This is a genomic window from Shinella sp. S4-D37, assembly GCF_040812195.1.
Taxonomy (GTDB): Bacteria; Pseudomonadota; Alphaproteobacteria; order Rhizobiales; family Rhizobiaceae; genus Shinella.
In genome coordinates this window covers 115,224-129,795 of sequence record NZ_JBFNXL010000001.1, presented here as the reverse complement: position 1 = coordinate 129,795, position 14,572 = coordinate 115,224, and the positions used below count along the sequence as shown (strand labels likewise).

Here is a 14,572-nt window from a genome sequence, read left to right as displayed (position 1 = left end):
CTTTCAGAGATGACTTTCCTTCGCGCCCGCGCCAGTGCGCAGGAAATGCGCAGCCGAAAGCTGCTTCCGGAAAGAGAAGCAAGCAACGGCCTGTACATATCTCGCAGAACCGGACTCTCACGCCCGCGGCGGCCTTATACACAACATTGTCGCCCGATAGTCGTCTGGGGCCGGCCCATGCGGCGCTACATCGCGAAAAAGCAGTTGCCCGCTCAACGGACGATGCATAAGCTCCTGCGGCGGCAGGACGCCGCTAGATCACGAGGATATCATGGCTACCGGAACGGTTAAGTTTTTCAATCAGGACAAGGGCTTCGGCTTCATCACGCCCGATGGCGGCGGACCGGACGTATTCGTCCACGTCTCGGCGGTACAATCCGGCGGGCCGCTGCAGGACGGCACGAAGGTCAGCTACGACATCGGCCAGGACCGCAAGACCGGGAAGTCGAAGGCGGAAAACGTCCGCTCGATCTGAGCACGTTCCGTATTCGAAGACGATCCGTGATGCGCGAGGTCTGCGGATGCCGCCGCAGACCTCGCGTCTCTGCGTCCGAAGGGTCCCGAAAGCAGCCATGACAGTCGCCATCCGCGCTACTCCGACTCAACCGAGAACCCATCTCGCGGTCCTCGTCGTTCTGGGTCTCAGCCATCTCCTCAACGATCTGATGCAATCGCTGATCCCGGCGGCCTATCCGATCCTGAAGGAGGCCTACGCGCTCGATTTCGTGCAGATCGGCATGATCACCATGACCTTCCAGATCGCCGGCTCGCTGCTGCAGCCGGCCATCGGGATGGTGACGGACAAACACCCCGCCCCCTATTCGCCTGTCGTGGGCATGATGTTCACGCTTTCCGGGCTCGTCAGCCTCGCTTTCGCGCACAGCTATGCGGTGATCCTGGTCTCGGTCGCGCTGATCGGCATCGGATCCTCCATCTTCCACCCCGAGGCGACCCGCATGGCGCGCTATGCGGCCGGCGGCCGGCAGGGACTGGCGCAGGGGCTTTTCCAGGTCGGCGGTCAGGCCGGGGGCGCCCTCGGCCCGGTCTTCGCGGCACTGGTCATCGTGCCGCTGGGGCAGCCGAGCCTCGCCTGGTTCGCCGCCCTCGCCTTGCTGGCAATGATGCTTCTCGGCTGGATCGGCGGCAAGCAGCGCCAGATCAGCGCAGAATTCGCGGCGTTGCGCGGGGAGGCCAGGAAGGCGGGCGGCGCGATCCGTCACGCCCCCGCGACCATCGCCGTCGGCCTCGTCGTCCTGACGGCGCTCATGTTCACCAAGAACGCCTATGGCGAGAGCTTCAAGTCGTTCTACACCTTCTATCTCATGGAGAAGTTCGGCCTCTCTATCCCCTCGGCGCAGATGATGCTGTTCCTCTTCCTGCTGGCTTCGGCCGCAGGGGCGCTTGCCGGCAGCATTCTCGGCGACCGCATCGGGCGCTACCGCATCATCTGGATCTCCGTCCTCGGGCCGCTTCCCCTGACGCTGATGCTGCCGCATGCCGACCTGCTCTGGACCGGCATCCTCACCGTGCTGATCAACCTGATCATGGCAAGCGCCTTCGCCTCGATCCTGATCTACGCGATCGAGCTGCTGCCGCACCGCATCGGGCTGATCGGCGGGCTGTTCTACGGCCTGAACTTCGGGCTCGGCGGCATCGCCGCCGCGCTGCTCGGCATCCTTGCGGATGCCTACGGCGTCGAAACGGTCTATGTCCTTTGCTCCTTCCTGCCGCTTGCAGGGCTCCTCGCCTGGTTCCTGCCGAAGATAGAGGAAGGCGCCGCCTAGCGGCCGCAAGCCGGTCAGCCCGGCCCGTCGGCGAAAAAATCGACGGACCGCGAAGGGAACATTGTCCCAAGAAACCCGCTTGCGGCAAAACGCACGAAACGCGTCTTTCTGCCCCTGTGGAACAGGCGCCTCAAAAGGCGTTGACTGCAATTTTCTTGCAGTGAGCCTGCAATATCATTCGTTTGTCTCGGCCCCGAGCCGCCGTCAATAGTCCTGCCGAACCCATTGGAAATGCCGGATTTCCGGCCGCAGGAGGCGAGCGGACGCCATGACTCTCTCGAAATTCAACGGACCCGGATTGAGCGAGGAACAGTGGAAGACGGTGCGCACCGTCGCCACCGCCCTGAAGCCGCAACAGGCACTCTGGCTCAGCGGCTACTTCGCGGGTCTTGCCGATGCCGTGCGGCCGGAAGCGGCTCACCTCGTGACGGCCGGCCTCGGCTCCGGCACGGCCGCGAGCCCCGCGGCCGCACGCACCCTCACCATCCTCTACGGCAGCGAAACCGGCAACGGCGGAAGCGTCGCCAGGCGCCTTGCGGAGAAGGCACGCACCGCCGGCCTCGACCCGGCCCTCATCGACATGGCCGACTACAAGCCGCGGCGGCTGAAGGAGGAGCAGGACCTGCTGATCGTTGCCTCCACCCATGGCGAGGGCGCGCCGCCGGCCTCCGCCGCGGGCTTCTTCGAATTCGTCGAGGGCCGCAAGGCACCGCGGCTGGATGGCCTGCGCTATGCCGTGCTGGCGCTCGGCGATTCGACCTATGAATTCTTCTGCGGCGCCGGCCGGCGGATCGATGTCCGCCTCGCCGAACTCGGTGCGGAGCGGCTGCGCGAACGGGTGGACTGCGACGTCGACTACGACGATCCCGCCGCCGGCTGGATCGACGCCGCGCTTGCCGCCCTCGCCCCCGTCGCGCCCCCGCCGGGCGCCGTTCCCGCTGCGGCAAGCCTCGCGCCGACCGCCGCCCATGACAAGCGCAATCCCTTTCCCGCCATCGTCATCGAGAACCTGGCGCTGACCGGACGCGGCTCGAGCAAGGAGACGCGGCATGTCGAACTGTCGCTGGAAGGCTCCGGCCTCGTCTTCGAACCGGGCGATGCGCTCGGCGTGCAGCCGCGCAACGACCCGGCGCTCGTGGAGGCCCTTCTCGCCGCGCTCGGCCTTTCCGGCGGCGAGGCCCTGACGCTGAAGGACGAGGCGACGACGCTCGGCGTGGCCCTCGACGCGGTGCTGGAAATCACCGCCGCCACGCCGCGTTTCCTCGATCACTGGGCGGAGTTGAGTGGCGCAGGCACCCTGAAGGACCTCGCCGGCGATGCGCGCACGGCATTCCTGCGGGAGAACCACGTCATCGACATCGTGCGCCGCTATCCGGTGGCCGGCGTCGATGCGGCGGCGCTCGCCGCAGGGCTTCGTCCGCTGCAGCCGCGGCTCTATTCCATCGCCTCCTCCGCCAAGGCCATCCCCGACGAGGTGCACCTGACAGTCAGCACCGTGCGCTACGACCTCAACGGGGAGGAGCGCTTCGGCGTCGCCTCCGGCCAGTTCTCACGCCATGCCGGGCCGGAGACCGTGCTGCCGGTCTACGTGCAGGAAAACCCGCGCTTCCGCCTGCCGGCGGATGATGCACCGATCATCATGATCGGCGCCGGCACGGGCATCGCGCCATATCGCGCCTTCCTCCAGGAGCGGGAAGCGCAAGGGGCAGACGGCCGCACCTGGCTGTTGTTCGGCGAGCGCAATTTCGACAGCGACTTCCTCTACCAGACGGAATGGCAGGGCTTCCTGAAGGACGGCGTCCTCTCCCGCATGAACGTCGCCTTCTCGCGCGACGGGGCGGAGAAAACCTATGTGCAGCACCGGCTGCTGGAGGAGGCGCGCGACGTCTATGCCTGGCTGGAGGAGGGCGCACATCTCTATGTCTGCGGCGACGGGTCGCGGCTCGCCCCCGACGTGTACCGCGCCCTTGCGGCGATCGTCGCTGAGCAGAGCGGCCGCGGCAAGGCCGCTGCCGAGGAATACCTTGCCGCGCTGCAGGAAAGCCGCCGCTACCAGATCGACGTCTATTGAGGCCCCGACGATGACCCTTCTTCAAACCGACCGCAGCCGCGATATCTCCCAGCCGCTCGAACGGCTCACCGCCGACGAGACGATGAAGGCGAACAGCGACCAGCTTCGCGGCACCATCGCCGAGGGGCTCGCCGCGCCGCTGACGGCAGCCGTTCCCGGCGACGACATCAAGCTGATGAAGTTCCACGGCCTCTACCAGCAGGACGACCGCGACATCCGCGACGAGCGCCGCCGACAGAAGCTGGAGCCCGCCTATCGCTTCATGGCGCGCGTGCGGCTTCCGGGCGGCGTGCTGACGCCGTCGCAATGGCTGAAGCTCGACGCGCTCGCCCGGACCTATGCCGGCGACACGCTGCGGCTGACGACGCGCCAGACCTTCCAGCTCCACTACCTGCACAAGAAGAACCTCAAGGCCGTCATGCAGGGGCTGCGCGACGTGGCTCTCGACACCAAGGCGGCCTGCGGCGACGATGCGCGCGGCGTCATGGCCTCGATCAATCCCGCACTTTCGGCGCTGCACGGCGAGGTCTACGCGCTTGCCAGACAGGCCAGCGACCACGCCACCCCCAAGACCGGCGCCTATCCGGAGATCTGGTACGGCGAGGAGCGCCAGGCGCGGGGCGAGGCACCGGAAGAGCCGATGTACGGGCGTACCTACATGCCGCGCAAGTTCAAGATCGGCTTCGTCATCCCCCCCGTCAACGATATCGACGTCCATGCGCAGGACCTCGGCTTCATCGCCATCGTCGAGAAAGGGGAACTCCTCGGCTTCAACGTCGCGGTCGGCGGCGGTATGGGGCGGACGGACCAGGCGCCGAAGACCTATCCGCGCCTTGCCAGCCTCATCGGCTTCATCGCAAAGGACAGGGTGATCGAGACCTGCGACGCCGTCATGGGCGTGCAGCGCGACTATGGCGACCGGGCCGACCGCAGCCGCGCCCGTTTCAAATACACCGTGGACGACAAGGGGCTCGACTGGATCAAGGCGGCGATCGAGGACCGGCTGGGCTTCACGCTGGAAGAAGCGCGCCCCTATACCTTCACCACCAACGGCGACACGCTCGGCTGGCAGCGCGGCGAGGACGGGCGCGAGCACTATACGCTGCGCGTGGAGAACGGCCGCGTGAAGAATATAGGATCGCTCGCGCTCTTCGACGGCTTGCGCGCCATCGCCGAGGCGCATTCCGGCACCTTCCGCGTCACGCCGAACCAGAACCTCATCATCGCCGAGGTGGAGCCTGCGGACCGGCCGGCCATCGAGGCGCTCCTGAAAGCGCACGGCCTCGACGGGCTCAACGGCGGAAGCGGGCTGCGCCGCAACTCCATGGCCTGCGTGGCGCTGCCGACCTGCGGCCTCGCCATGGCCGAGAGCGAGCGCTACCTGCCGGCGCTGATCAGCAGGATCGACACCATCCTGGCCGGGCACGGCCTGTCGGACGAGCCGATCACCATCCGCATGACCGGCTGTCCGAACGGCTGCGCACGTCCCTATATCGCCGAGATCGCGCTGACCGGCCGGGCGCCGGGCAAATACAACCTCTATCTCGGCGGTGGCTTCGCCGGCCAGCGGCTCAACAAGATGGTGCTGGAGAACGCGGCCGAGCCGGCGATCCTCGACCTGCTCGGCACGGTGATCGCCGATTTCGCGCACCGGCGCCGGCCCGGCGAGCATTTCGGCGATTTCGCCATCCGCGCCGGCCATGTCGCCGAGGTCACCGAAGGCCGCCATTTCAACGACTGATCGGAACGGCCAGCGCAAAGGACGCCGACCGACCCCGTGCAAAGTTTGGGTTGACCGCGTTCGATGGCGAGGCGACACTTCCTCGCGCAGCAATGGAGGAGGAAAACCATGGACGATCCAGACCGATGGCGCCACATGACAAGCGCGCCGAGGGACGGTAGCCGGGTCCTCGTCACGGTTCGCTCGTCCGAGCAGGGACCGGCGGAAGTGGACGTCGCCTATTGGGCGCATGGCGACCGGTTCGGCGCGGAAGGCTGGCGCGCCTCCGATTCGGCTCCCGGCTGCATCATCGAATATGCCGAACCGGAGCTGAAGTGCTGGATGCCGATGCCCTCGGCCAGCCCCGGCCGCGCGCCCTCACCCTGGGAAGGCGAGGACGAGCAGGAGCTCGACGGGTCGGGGATCTAGGGCCTTTCCAGGTTTGCAGCCGAGGCGGGGCGCGCGTGAAACGCGAAGGGCTCACGCGGGGACAGACCGGCCCTGCCCGTCAGGGGATCAGCAGCAGCTTGCCCGGTGGCGCGATTGAATCTGGAAACACCCTCCCCGACGGCGACAACCGCGCCCGCCCCCTCGACGTCCATCACCTTCGGATTGTTCTCCTCCGCCCAGAGCGAACCCTGGCGCACGCCGATATCCATGAAGTTCACGCCGGCGGCGGCAACCTTCACCAGCACCATGCCCGGTCCCGGTTGCTTATCGGGCCGCTCGATATAGGCTATGACCTCCGGCCCGCCTGCCCTGTTCATGACAACTGCTTTCATCTGCCCTTTTCCATGTTCGAATCGGCCTTCCGGGGCGACACTTCTTGAGCCAGTCCATAAGTTATCGAAAAAAGGCCGCGACCGACCTGGCCTCGTTTCAGCGGCGGCGAAGACGCTCCGCCGCAAAGCGCCCCATCGACCGGAGATCCTCGAGGCCGGCGCCTGCCCGCGCGGCAAGCTGCAGGCCGGTCATGGTCAACTGGATGAAGGCGGTGGCCTCTTCCGGGGCCAGATCTGGGTCGAGTTCACCGCTCGCCTGGCCTTCGCGAATGCGTTCGCCGATGCGCAAGCCGAGGGTCGCGTTCACCCCAGACCGGCGTGCGACCAGCGCCTCGTCCGCGGTGCCGAACTCGGAAACCGAGCCGACCCCCATGCATCCCCTGTCCCTGACGATGTCATCCTCCGCGATCAGGCCGGTCAGCAGCGACCGGATGCCGTCGAGCGCCGATGCAGGTTCGTCCAGCCTTTTCAGATGGCCGGCGGTCGTGCCGCGCTGATAGGCGTCCAGTGCCTCGACATACATCGTCCGCTTGTCGCCGAAAGCGTTGTAGAAGCTCTGGCGCCCCAGTTTCATCGCCTTGATGAGGTCATCCGTCGACGTGGCCGCATAGCCCTTCGCCCAGAAAACCTCCATCGCCCGTTTCAGGACCTCGTCCCTGTCGAATTCTCTCGGTCTCGCCATGCCGCGACGCTAGACATTATGGATCGATCAGTCAATAACGAAGACTCAGCGCTCGGTCTCGTCGGCCTTGGGAGATGCTGCCGTCAGCGACACTTCGTCCACGACGGTGATCTTCATGTAGTCTCCCGTCACATACATTTCCTCCGTGCCGGGCACCTTCGCCGTGAAGCGGATACCGCGCGCCGGCGTCACGCCCTTGCAGAACATCGAATAGCGCCGAACGACGCCCGCATCGGAAAATTCACCGATGCGCGAGGAGGGCAGGTTGCCCCAGACATCGCGCCATTCGCGTGGCGACCGGCCGCAATCGCCGCGTTCGCCGTGGATGATGCGGCTCTGGCCGACGACTAGGCGGACTTCCGGCAGGTAGGAGATGAGGGGCGCATCATCGAGGTGCGTCCGCCACGGCCGCCATTCCGAATCCCAGAGGAGGCCGGTTGCCAGGCCCAGCGAGAAGAGGCCAACGCCGGCAAGGACCATCACGACCGGCCGCCCTTCGACAGTCCTCCTGCCCCGCGCGGGAACGGGCGCCGCGGTATCCTCTACGGTCTCGTCGGCAAGACCGTCCGTGGCATTGCCCGCCTGGTCGTACAGGGTCTCCCATTGCGCCATCAGCGCGGGGTCGTTTTCCACTTCCAGCAACCGCGCCAGGACCCGGACGCTGCGGGAGCGGGGAAGGTGGCGGCCGGAGCGCCAGTTGTTGAGATTGCGGACGGCCGTGTCGAATTGCTTCTGCCCCTGGCCGCTCGTCATCTCGCAATATCGCGCGGCAAGCGACATGTTGTCGGAAAATCCGCTCTCCTCGCACAGCGCATCGAACAGCCTGTGCCAGCTATCGACGTGCTCGAAAGTCCGCGCCATGGGCATCTTCCTTCAGGGGCCTCGTCCAGGGTCGATCGAGGACGGCGTCACCTCGATCTTGAAGTAGGCGCCGAGCACCTCCAGTTCCTCGACACCCGGGCGGATGGCGATAAACTTGACGGCGCGCACCACCATCTCCTTCCCGCAACCGTTCATCATCTTGGTCGCCAGGCCCCCGTCGGAAAAAGCGCCGGTGGCGCTTTCCGACAGATACGCCGCCATGTCGGCCCAGTCGGAGGGCGGGCCGTCGCATCCTTCGGCCACGCCGTGGATGAGCTTCTCCGTTCCGACGGAGAGGAAGGCCCGGGCGTTGTAGGCAACGGTCGGAAGCGTTGCGGTATCCATCGAGGCATCGCCCGAAGCCGCAAGGCCCTGCAAACCGGTCACGGCCAGGAGACCGGCCGGCAAGGCCGCCCACAGGAGAAGAGTGCGCTGCGGCGGGGCGATCCTGTCGGCGACGGGAGCCTTGGGGCTGGGACTACCGAGAGCATCGCCCGCCTCGCCGTCCTGCAGGGCGCGGTAGGTCCTGTCCCACCGTCTCTTGAGGGCGGGATCGGCCTCGACATCGAGCAATCTTGCAAGAATGGCGGCGTTGCGTCGAAGCGGGATGCGCCGCCCCCGGCGCCAGTTGCGCAGGTTCTTCTCGGCCGCCTGGAAATCCCGTTCGCTCGAACGGCTGAGCTCCCGGCACAGGGCGCTCGCCAACTGGGCGTTCTCCGAATATCCGCGCAGGCGGCAGAGCCTGTCGAACAGCCTGTGCCAGTTGCCGAACCGGTCCCATTCTTCCGAGATCAAGGCGAACTTTCCCTCTTGCCGTATAGCCATACCTTAGCGGGAGGGATGAAAAGATGAACCGGCTTTTGCCGACGTTTTTCCGATTTTTCCTGAAATTGCCCGATTTTTCGGTGGCCAATTCCGGGAATTCTGCTTCCCTTCAGGCACCGGAACCAGGCGGCGGCGCCCCGCTTGATTTGCCGGTCCACCAGCAAGGAAATCAACACGGGAGTGAAATATATGCGCGCCTCGGCGACAACTTTGGCCACCGCCTTCGTCATCGGATGCTTTTCCGTTTCAACCGTCCATGCCGCATGCAGCGGAAGCAACGGCCGGGGATGGGGCACCGGCAGAGGAGCCGGCAAGTTCGAAATGACGACCCGCGACAAGAGCTGCAAGATCAGCTTCCCGGGTTTCACCGATGACGTCCGCAAGACCCGAATCCCTGCCACGGATGTCACCTTCACCAGCAAGCCGAAGAGTGGCAAGATTACCGTCGTCGCGGGAAAAGGTCTGATCTACACGCCCAATGCCGGTTTCAAGGGCAAGGACAGATTCTGCACGCGAAACCGCTCCTCGAAGGTGAAGGGCAAATCGCTTTCGGGGTGCGTCACCATCACGGTCCGGTAACGGAGCCACTCCGACCGCCGGCCCTCGCCTCCTGGCGCCGGCGGTCGGTTCCGGATCGAAAGGACGAAACCGCTTTGGCGGGATCGCCCAGCTCCGACTAGCTCGCATTCCCGATGGCCTCCGCCCTGCCGTTCATCCGCAACAATGCCATGAGCATCGGGCCGAGCGAGAACTCGCCGCGCACCGCCCTTCGCGTCAGGTCGCGCAGATAGCCGCCGGGCGAACTGATATGCCCTGCCCTCTCGAGAATGCAGGCGATCGCGACGGCGGCGTTTTCCGGTCCCATGGTTTCACAGGCCTCCTGATAGGCCGACGGGCTGACGCCGAGCATCGACCTGACGACGACGGCTGCCGTCATCAGGTCCCGCCAGTTGGAAACCCTGCCGTCTGGCCCGTACATCCCTATTTCCGGGCAGGCCCGCAGCACCATGCTCAAGGGGAATGCCTTCATCGGTTCGGCAGGACGCTCCTTACCGGAAGCCGACGGCGCCTCCTGCTCTTTTTCAGAGCGGGGTTCAAGTTCATGGATGGAGTCGGGTTTTGAATTCTGTATATGCTGACGGTATTCGGCAGCATTGGCGTCGGTTTTTTGAGAAATAAGCTGATTTTCCAGCCTATTGACCACCTCGTCGCGCAGCAGGGCGAGTTCGTCGAGGCGCCCCTCCAGTTCGGCGGCGTGTTTTGCGAACCGCAGGCGGGCGACAGCCGCCACATAGTGGTCTTCGATGCGGCCCCAGTCGCCCGCAGCCCCCTCCTCCATCGCCGCGGAGATCAGCTTGCGGATATCACGGCGCATGAGGGAGATGCGCTCCCTGACGATCTTCAGGTGCCGGCGCTCTTCGGCGACCTGCTGGGCCATCTGCGCAAGCTCTTCCGACCGGGCGAGCAAAGGCGCCAGGCTGAAGCCGTAGGCGGTCTCGATCGTGCCGTCCCTGCCCTTTCGCGCGTAGCGCTTGCCGTTGGGGCTGTCCTGGCGGTGGATGAGGCCCGCCTGGACGAGGAGCGCCAGGTTCTCGCGAAGGGTCGTGCCGGCGATGCCGTTCGCCCGCGCGGAGAGCTGGGCATTGGAGGGAAACACGACGAGATTGGCGTCCTCCTTCAACTCCACCTCGGGATGGAACGACAGGAGCGCGTTGAGAACCGCGAGCGCCCGGTCACGCAGGCCCATCAGCGATCGCGCGTCGCAGGCATCACGGTAGATCTTCCACTTATCGGCGGACTTCCCGCGCCGGATATTGGCCGTCTCGAACTGGCCTTTCACCAGGGCGAGCGTCATCGGCCGCCGCCCGAAGGGCGTCGTCACATGTCCAGTCTGCATTTTCCTTCACCTTCCAAAAGGCAAAAGAAATCCGCTCACCAAAAAGGGTGCCAAAGACTCTTGACTGTGATTCGTGGAAATGCGATTCTCGGATTGCTTAGTTCTGAGAGAGGCTTCCACGCGGGCAACCGTTTGGGGGCCTTTTTCTTTTGCTGTTCAGTCTCCCTTGTTTTCCTCGTCCAGGAACTGCGCATAGAGCGCGTCCAGATTGCGCGAAAGAAAGTCGCCGAAACGCGCGGCGTTCTTCGCCTTCATCGACAGCGAGAAGATCCTGCCGCTGTTCTTGATCTCCGCGAGAACGGACTTGTCCTGTGGCTCCCACCGCGCCTTGGCCGAAGCCGGCTCGGTCTTCCGGACCGGGCGCGTGCTCGTGTTCAACGCGGCGTAGAGCGCCAGGAAGCGCTCATCCGCCGACAGCGCCTGGAAATCGGCATCGTTCACGATGCCGCGCACCTTCTCATTGTTGGAGGTCTTGCCGGCGAGAAGCGAGAGTTCGACCCAACGCTCCCGGCCGATGCCCGGCGCCTCGCCGATCGCGCGGATGATATCGGCCGGAATGCGTTCCGTGACGGCCATCATCTTCGAGATCGTCGCCGCATTGGCGGCCAGCGCCGAGAAGATGACCTCCCGGTCGTAGCCGAGATCCTCCAGGCGCCGGGCGAAAAGCGCCCGCTCGATGAAGGTCAGGTTGGCGCGCGCGGAATTCTCCTGGCCCTGCGCGATGACATGGGTGCGATCGTCGATCGACTTGACGACCGCCTTGACCTTGCGGCCGAGTTCCTGTGCGGCCCGCAGCCGTCGGTGACCGAAGACGACCTGGTAGCGTCCCGCCTCCGTCGCATGCGGCCGTACGAGGATCGGCGTGTCCTGCCCCCTCTCCCGGATCGCTTCGACGAGCTCGCGGAAATCGTCATTGTCCCGCGCCAGGCGGTCCTGCACGAAGGAATCGTCGATCAGCTCCGGATCGAACTCGACGACCGCCTCGCCTTCGAGGAAGCGGTCGGCCTGCCGGGCAAGCTCGTCCAGCGAGCGGACAAGCGACTTTCCCGCGCCCCGCATCGGATAGGAAGCGGTGACGGTGTTGTCGTCTGTCAGGGCGGCCAGGCCCTCAAGGAGGTTCTTTCTTGCCATCTTGTCAGTTCCGATAGGCCTCAGCCTATTGTTTTTCCTTCAATAAGTGCTGTTTTTGTCAGCCGACAAATCAGCGTCCCCATGATCGGTGGATGAGTTCGGCGATTTCACTGTTGACGGCATCGAGCGATTCCAGCACCCGGTCATAGGTTGCCCGGTTCATGCTGGCACGCTCGACCTCGTAGAGCGTCTGCTTGGTGATGCCGGCGTCGGAGACGGCCGTGGATTTCAACATCTGGTTCTTCAGCATGAACTCGTGGAACATGGTCGACATGAAGCCGACCATCTGCGCCTGTGGCACATCCATCGGCTCGTAACGGGTGATGAGGTAGCGATACCACGAGAGATTGACCTCCGCGCCGGCCGCGCGGATGGGCTTCAGGATGCCGCCCAGCATCAGCAGGAACTGGCCCATCGACATGACGTCCAGCATCTGCGGATGGATGGTAATGAGCACGCTGGTGGCGGCCGTCAGAGCCGTCAGCGTCAGGTAGCCGAGTTGCGGCGGGCAGTCGATCACCACGACATCGTATTTGTCGTCCACTTCGGCCAGCGCCCGCGAGATGCGGGTAAAGAAGGTCTTGCCCTCGTTGGACGACTTGTCCGTCATGGCCAGCGGCGTATCGTATTCGTATTCCTGCAGGTCGAGATTGGCCGGGACGATATCGAGCCCGGGGAAATTGGTCGGCCGGATGATATCGGCCAGCGCCTTCTTCTGCCCGTCATAGCGGATGGCTTCGTAGATCGAGGCCACCTGGTCGAGCTCCGGCTGGAAACCGTGCAAGGAGGAGAGGGAGGCCTGCGGGTCGAGATCGACGGCCAGCACCCGGTGCCCAGTCAGGGCGAGATGCTGCGCCAGGTGTGCTGCGGTCGTCGTCTTGCCCGAGCCGCCCTTGAAATTGACGACGGCGACCACCTGCAGCTTCTCGCCACCGCGGCGATAGGGCACATACATGCGGCTTTCCGAACGGCCGTGCTGGTCGAGATACTGGCGCAGTTCCAGCATCTGCTCGGCGGTATAGGAACGGCGACCCGACGCGGAGGTCTGAGGGGAGGGCCCCTTGCCGTCGAGATGCAGTTTCTTCAAGGTGCTCTGCGAGACGCCGACATAATGCGCCACCTCGGCAAGCGAGAACGTCCGCAACGTCTTCCTCGCATTCGGCGGGAATCGTTGCACGCTGAGCAGGTGCAGCTTCTTCGAGATGAGATCACCCTGCTCGAGAATCTGGTCCTCGAAATTCACAGGGTTGTGCACCGAAGCGCTCGGATTAGCGTTCATGAACGGTCATTCTCTCAGATAACGATTTTCCGTCGTAGGAAGCCACATAAGCGGGATTATGTGCGATTCTCTAGGGGGGGCAAGGTTTTTAAGGTGAACAACCGACCCGCGTGCCGCGGTGAGACGGCTGCGAAACGCTAACGCCTTGCCACAGCGGGGCTTTTTTCGCTGGCCGCAGACGCCCGCCGCGAGCGCCCCGATCCTTCTCGACCCGCCCGGACCGCAGCCGGAGCGACGACCGGCGACGCCGGAAGCCGAATCGCGCATCATCCTGCCACTTCCGCGACGCTTCGCCCATGCCTTGCGGGCTCGCAGGGGCATCGACAGATTTTTCAAGATCGGGTCTTGCTGGCGGCCTGGATTTGATGGTGCATTCGTGCGCAAACGCGCGGCAGGCGCAAGGCCCGCCAAGACCGGTTCGAGGAGCCCGCAATACCATGAGCAAGTCCAGTTACCGGGACATCGCCCGCCTTGCCGGCGTCGGCACCGCGACGGTGGAGCGGGTCTTGAACGGGCGGGGCGGCGTGCGCCCGGAACTGGCGGAAAAGGTGGTGATCGCCGCCCGCAGCCTCAACTATCCCCGCACGCTGCCCGACGCGCATCGCGGCCTGCTGCGCATCGAAGTCCTCATGGTCCGCCCCGAGACGACGTTCTATAGGCGCCTGTCCAAGGCGTTCGAGCGCATCGCGGCAACGCTGGATCCTCTGGTCGTCGTGCATCGCAGTTTTACCGAGGAGATGAACCCGGAACAGATCGCGCGCCATATCCGCTCGACCGACCTGCCGCGCGCCGGCTTGATCCTCGCGGTGCCCAACAGCCCGCTCATCAGGGCGGCGGTGGAAGCGGTCGCCGCCGAGGGCGTGCCGATCGTGCATGTCGTCACCCGCGCCTCGGAAAAGACCGGCGCCTTCGTCGGTATCGACAACCAGGCGGCCGGCCGAACCGCGGCGTATTTCATCGCCCGCATGGCCCGGGCGCAAGGCCCCGTCGTCGCGCTGTGCCATCCGATCTACCAGGTGCATCGCGACCGAATCCGCGGCTTCTCCGACTATTTCGCCGCCCATCCCGGCCCGATCGCCTTCGAATGGCTCGGCTTCACCCGGGACGAGGAGCATTTCAGCGCGGAGACCCTCGCCATCGCGCTCGACAAATATCCGGACCTCGTTGGCCTCTACAATGCCGGCGGCGCCAATTCCGCGCTGATCAGCGTGCTGCGCCGCCATCCGCGGGGCAGGGAAATCCTGTTCATCGGGCATGAACTGACCGACTACACCCGCAGCGCGCTCAGCGACGGCATCATGGATGTCGTGCTGGACCAGGCGCCGGAAGCACAGGCCCAGCGCGCGCTCGACCACGTCCTGCGCCGCATCGGCCTGACGGATGTCGAGCCGGACCCGAGCCCCATCCGTTTCATCACCATCACCGCCGAAGGCCTCTGATCTGATTTGATCAAGGAACCCTTCGGCATTCCGGCCCGCACTTGATAATTTCCAAGTCGGGAGGAAGGCCGGCATTGCGCAGGGCCCAGCGCGGCCGGCGG

The 14,572-nt window shown here is 65.1% G+C and carries 15 protein-coding genes; 7 read left to right on the top strand and 8 right to left on the bottom strand.

All coding sequences use genetic code 11. The annotated features are described in order from the left end of the window. Nucleotides 1–271 precede the first annotated feature (271 nt). The 5 genes from AB3G45_RS00650 to AB3G45_RS00630 all read left to right on the top strand — a co-directional run bounded on the left by AB3G45_RS00650 (nucleotide 272) and on the right by AB3G45_RS00630 (nucleotide 6,004). The gene (locus AB3G45_RS00650) at nucleotides 272–475 is read left to right on the top strand and encodes a cold-shock protein (protein WP_367828745.1); all 204 of its coding nucleotides are present in this window, start codon (nucleotides 272–274) and stop codon (nucleotides 473–475) included. A 97-nt stretch (nucleotides 476–572) separates the two neighbouring features. Further along, entirely contained in the window at nucleotides 573–1,784 is a 1,212-nt protein-coding gene (locus AB3G45_RS00645) for an MFS transporter (protein ID WP_367828744.1), read from the top strand. Nucleotides 1,785–2,052: 268 nt separating this feature from the next. After that, a complete protein-coding gene (locus AB3G45_RS00640; RefSeq protein WP_367828743.1) occupies nucleotides 2,053–3,855 on the top strand; it encodes an assimilatory sulfite reductase (NADPH) flavoprotein subunit in 1,803 nt (600 codons plus the stop codon). 10 nt (nucleotides 3,856–3,865) lie between these two features. Continuing rightward, entirely contained in the window at nucleotides 3,866–5,596 is a 1,731-nt protein-coding gene (locus AB3G45_RS00635) for an NADPH-dependent assimilatory sulfite reductase hemoprotein subunit (protein WP_367828742.1), read from the top strand. Nucleotides 5,597–5,704: 108 nt separating this feature from the next. Further along, entirely contained in the window at nucleotides 5,705–6,004 is a 300-nt protein-coding gene (locus tag AB3G45_RS00630; RefSeq protein WP_367828741.1) for a hypothetical protein, read from the top strand. Here the strand turns inward: AB3G45_RS00630 and AB3G45_RS00625 are convergent. From AB3G45_RS00625 to AB3G45_RS00605, 5 genes are all read right to left on the bottom strand, one after another. Beyond that, nucleotides 6,001–6,357: an alcohol dehydrogenase catalytic domain-containing protein gene (locus tag AB3G45_RS00625; protein WP_367828740.1), complete on the bottom strand. Its 357-nt coding sequence runs from the start codon at nucleotides 6,355–6,357 to the stop codon at nucleotides 6,001–6,003. The two genes, AB3G45_RS00630 and AB3G45_RS00625, sit on opposite strands and share 4 nt — an antisense overlap. 97 nt (nucleotides 6,358–6,454) lie before the next feature. Beyond that, nucleotides 6,455–7,039, bottom strand: a complete 585-nt coding sequence (locus AB3G45_RS00620; RefSeq protein WP_367828739.1) for a TetR/AcrR family transcriptional regulator — start codon at nucleotides 7,037–7,039, stop codon at nucleotides 6,455–6,457. 45 nt (nucleotides 7,040–7,084) lie between these two features. Next, entirely contained in the window at nucleotides 7,085–7,900 is an 816-nt protein-coding gene (locus AB3G45_RS00615; RefSeq protein WP_367828738.1) for a hypothetical protein, read from the bottom strand. Nucleotides 7,901–7,912: 12 nt separating this feature from the next. Next, on the bottom strand, nucleotides 7,913–8,695 hold the full coding sequence (locus tag AB3G45_RS00610; RefSeq protein WP_367828737.1) for a hypothetical protein: 783 nt from the start codon (nucleotides 8,693–8,695) through the stop codon (nucleotides 7,913–7,915). Then, nucleotides 8,692–8,955 carry a hypothetical protein gene (locus AB3G45_RS00605; RefSeq protein ID WP_367828736.1) on the bottom strand — a complete coding sequence of 88 codons (264 nt, stop codon included), beginning with the start codon at nucleotides 8,953–8,955 and terminating at the stop codon, nucleotides 8,692–8,694. The genes AB3G45_RS00610 and AB3G45_RS00605 overlap by 4 nt, the downstream gene beginning before the upstream one ends. Between AB3G45_RS00605 and AB3G45_RS00600 the strand changes: the two genes are divergently transcribed. Continuing rightward, complete coding sequence (locus AB3G45_RS00600) at nucleotides 8,936–9,304, top strand: hypothetical protein (RefSeq protein WP_367828735.1); 369 nt, start codon at nucleotides 8,936–8,938, stop codon at nucleotides 9,302–9,304. The two genes, AB3G45_RS00605 and AB3G45_RS00600, sit on opposite strands and share 20 nt — an antisense overlap. Before the next feature lie 97 nt (nucleotides 9,305–9,401). On the opposite strand, the gene repC is transcribed toward AB3G45_RS00600, so the two are convergent. From repC to repA, 3 genes are all read right to left on the bottom strand, one after another. After that, nucleotides 9,402–10,622: a plasmid replication protein RepC gene (gene repC, locus AB3G45_RS00595; RefSeq protein WP_367828734.1), complete on the bottom strand. Its 1,221-nt coding sequence runs from the start codon at nucleotides 10,620–10,622 to the stop codon at nucleotides 9,402–9,404. 156 nt (nucleotides 10,623–10,778) lie between these two features. Beyond that, nucleotides 10,779–11,753, bottom strand: coding sequence for a plasmid partitioning protein RepB (gene repB, locus AB3G45_RS00590; protein WP_367828733.1), 975 nt, complete (start codon nucleotides 11,751–11,753; stop codon nucleotides 10,779–10,781). A gap of 70 nt (nucleotides 11,754–11,823) precedes the next feature. Then, nucleotides 11,824–13,032, bottom strand: a complete 1,209-nt coding sequence (repA, locus tag AB3G45_RS00585) for a plasmid partitioning protein RepA (protein ID WP_367828732.1) — start codon at nucleotides 13,030–13,032, stop codon at nucleotides 11,824–11,826. A 437-nt stretch (nucleotides 13,033–13,469) separates the two neighbouring features. On the opposite strand from repA, the gene AB3G45_RS00580 reads away from it, so the two are divergent. Next, entirely contained in the window at nucleotides 13,470–14,471 is a 1,002-nt protein-coding gene (locus AB3G45_RS00580; RefSeq protein WP_367828731.1) for a LacI family DNA-binding transcriptional regulator, read from the top strand. Nucleotides 14,472–14,572 lie beyond the last annotated feature (101 nt).

Coding starts and splice junctions, on each gene's coding strand:
- AB3G45_RS00645 (WP_367828744.1), top strand. CDS start 573: ATGACAGTCGCCATCCGCGCTACTCCGACTCAACCGAGAACCCATCTC.
- AB3G45_RS00630 (WP_367828741.1), top strand. CDS start 5,705: ATGGACGATCCAGACCGATGGCGCCACATGACAAGCGCGCCGAGGGAC.
- AB3G45_RS00625 (WP_367828740.1), bottom strand. CDS start 6,357: ATGAAAGCAGTTGTCATGAACAGGGCAGGCGGGCCGGAGGTCATAGCC.
- AB3G45_RS00635 (WP_367828742.1), top strand. CDS start 3,866: ATGACCCTTCTTCAAACCGACCGCAGCCGCGATATCTCCCAGCCGCTC.
- repA (WP_367828732.1), bottom strand. CDS start 13,032: ATGAACGCTAATCCGAGCGCTTCGGTGCACAACCCTGTGAATTTCGAG.
- AB3G45_RS00580 (WP_367828731.1), top strand. CDS start 13,470: ATGAGCAAGTCCAGTTACCGGGACATCGCCCGCCTTGCCGGCGTCGGC.
- AB3G45_RS00605 (WP_367828736.1), bottom strand. CDS start 8,955: ATGACGAAGGCGGTGGCCAAAGTTGTCGCCGAGGCGCGCATATATTTC.
- AB3G45_RS00650 (WP_367828745.1), top strand. CDS start 272: ATGGCTACCGGAACGGTTAAGTTTTTCAATCAGGACAAGGGCTTCGGC.
- repB (WP_367828733.1), bottom strand. CDS start 11,753: ATGGCAAGAAAGAACCTCCTTGAGGGCCTGGCCGCCCTGACAGACGAC.
- repC (WP_367828734.1), bottom strand. CDS start 10,622: ATGCAGACTGGACATGTGACGACGCCCTTCGGGCGGCGGCCGATGACG.
- AB3G45_RS00615 (WP_367828738.1), bottom strand. CDS start 7,900: ATGGCGCGGACTTTCGAGCACGTCGATAGCTGGCACAGGCTGTTCGAT.
- AB3G45_RS00640 (WP_367828743.1), top strand. CDS start 2,053: ATGACTCTCTCGAAATTCAACGGACCCGGATTGAGCGAGGAACAGTGG.
- AB3G45_RS00620 (WP_367828739.1), bottom strand. CDS start 7,039: ATGGCGAGACCGAGAGAATTCGACAGGGACGAGGTCCTGAAACGGGCG.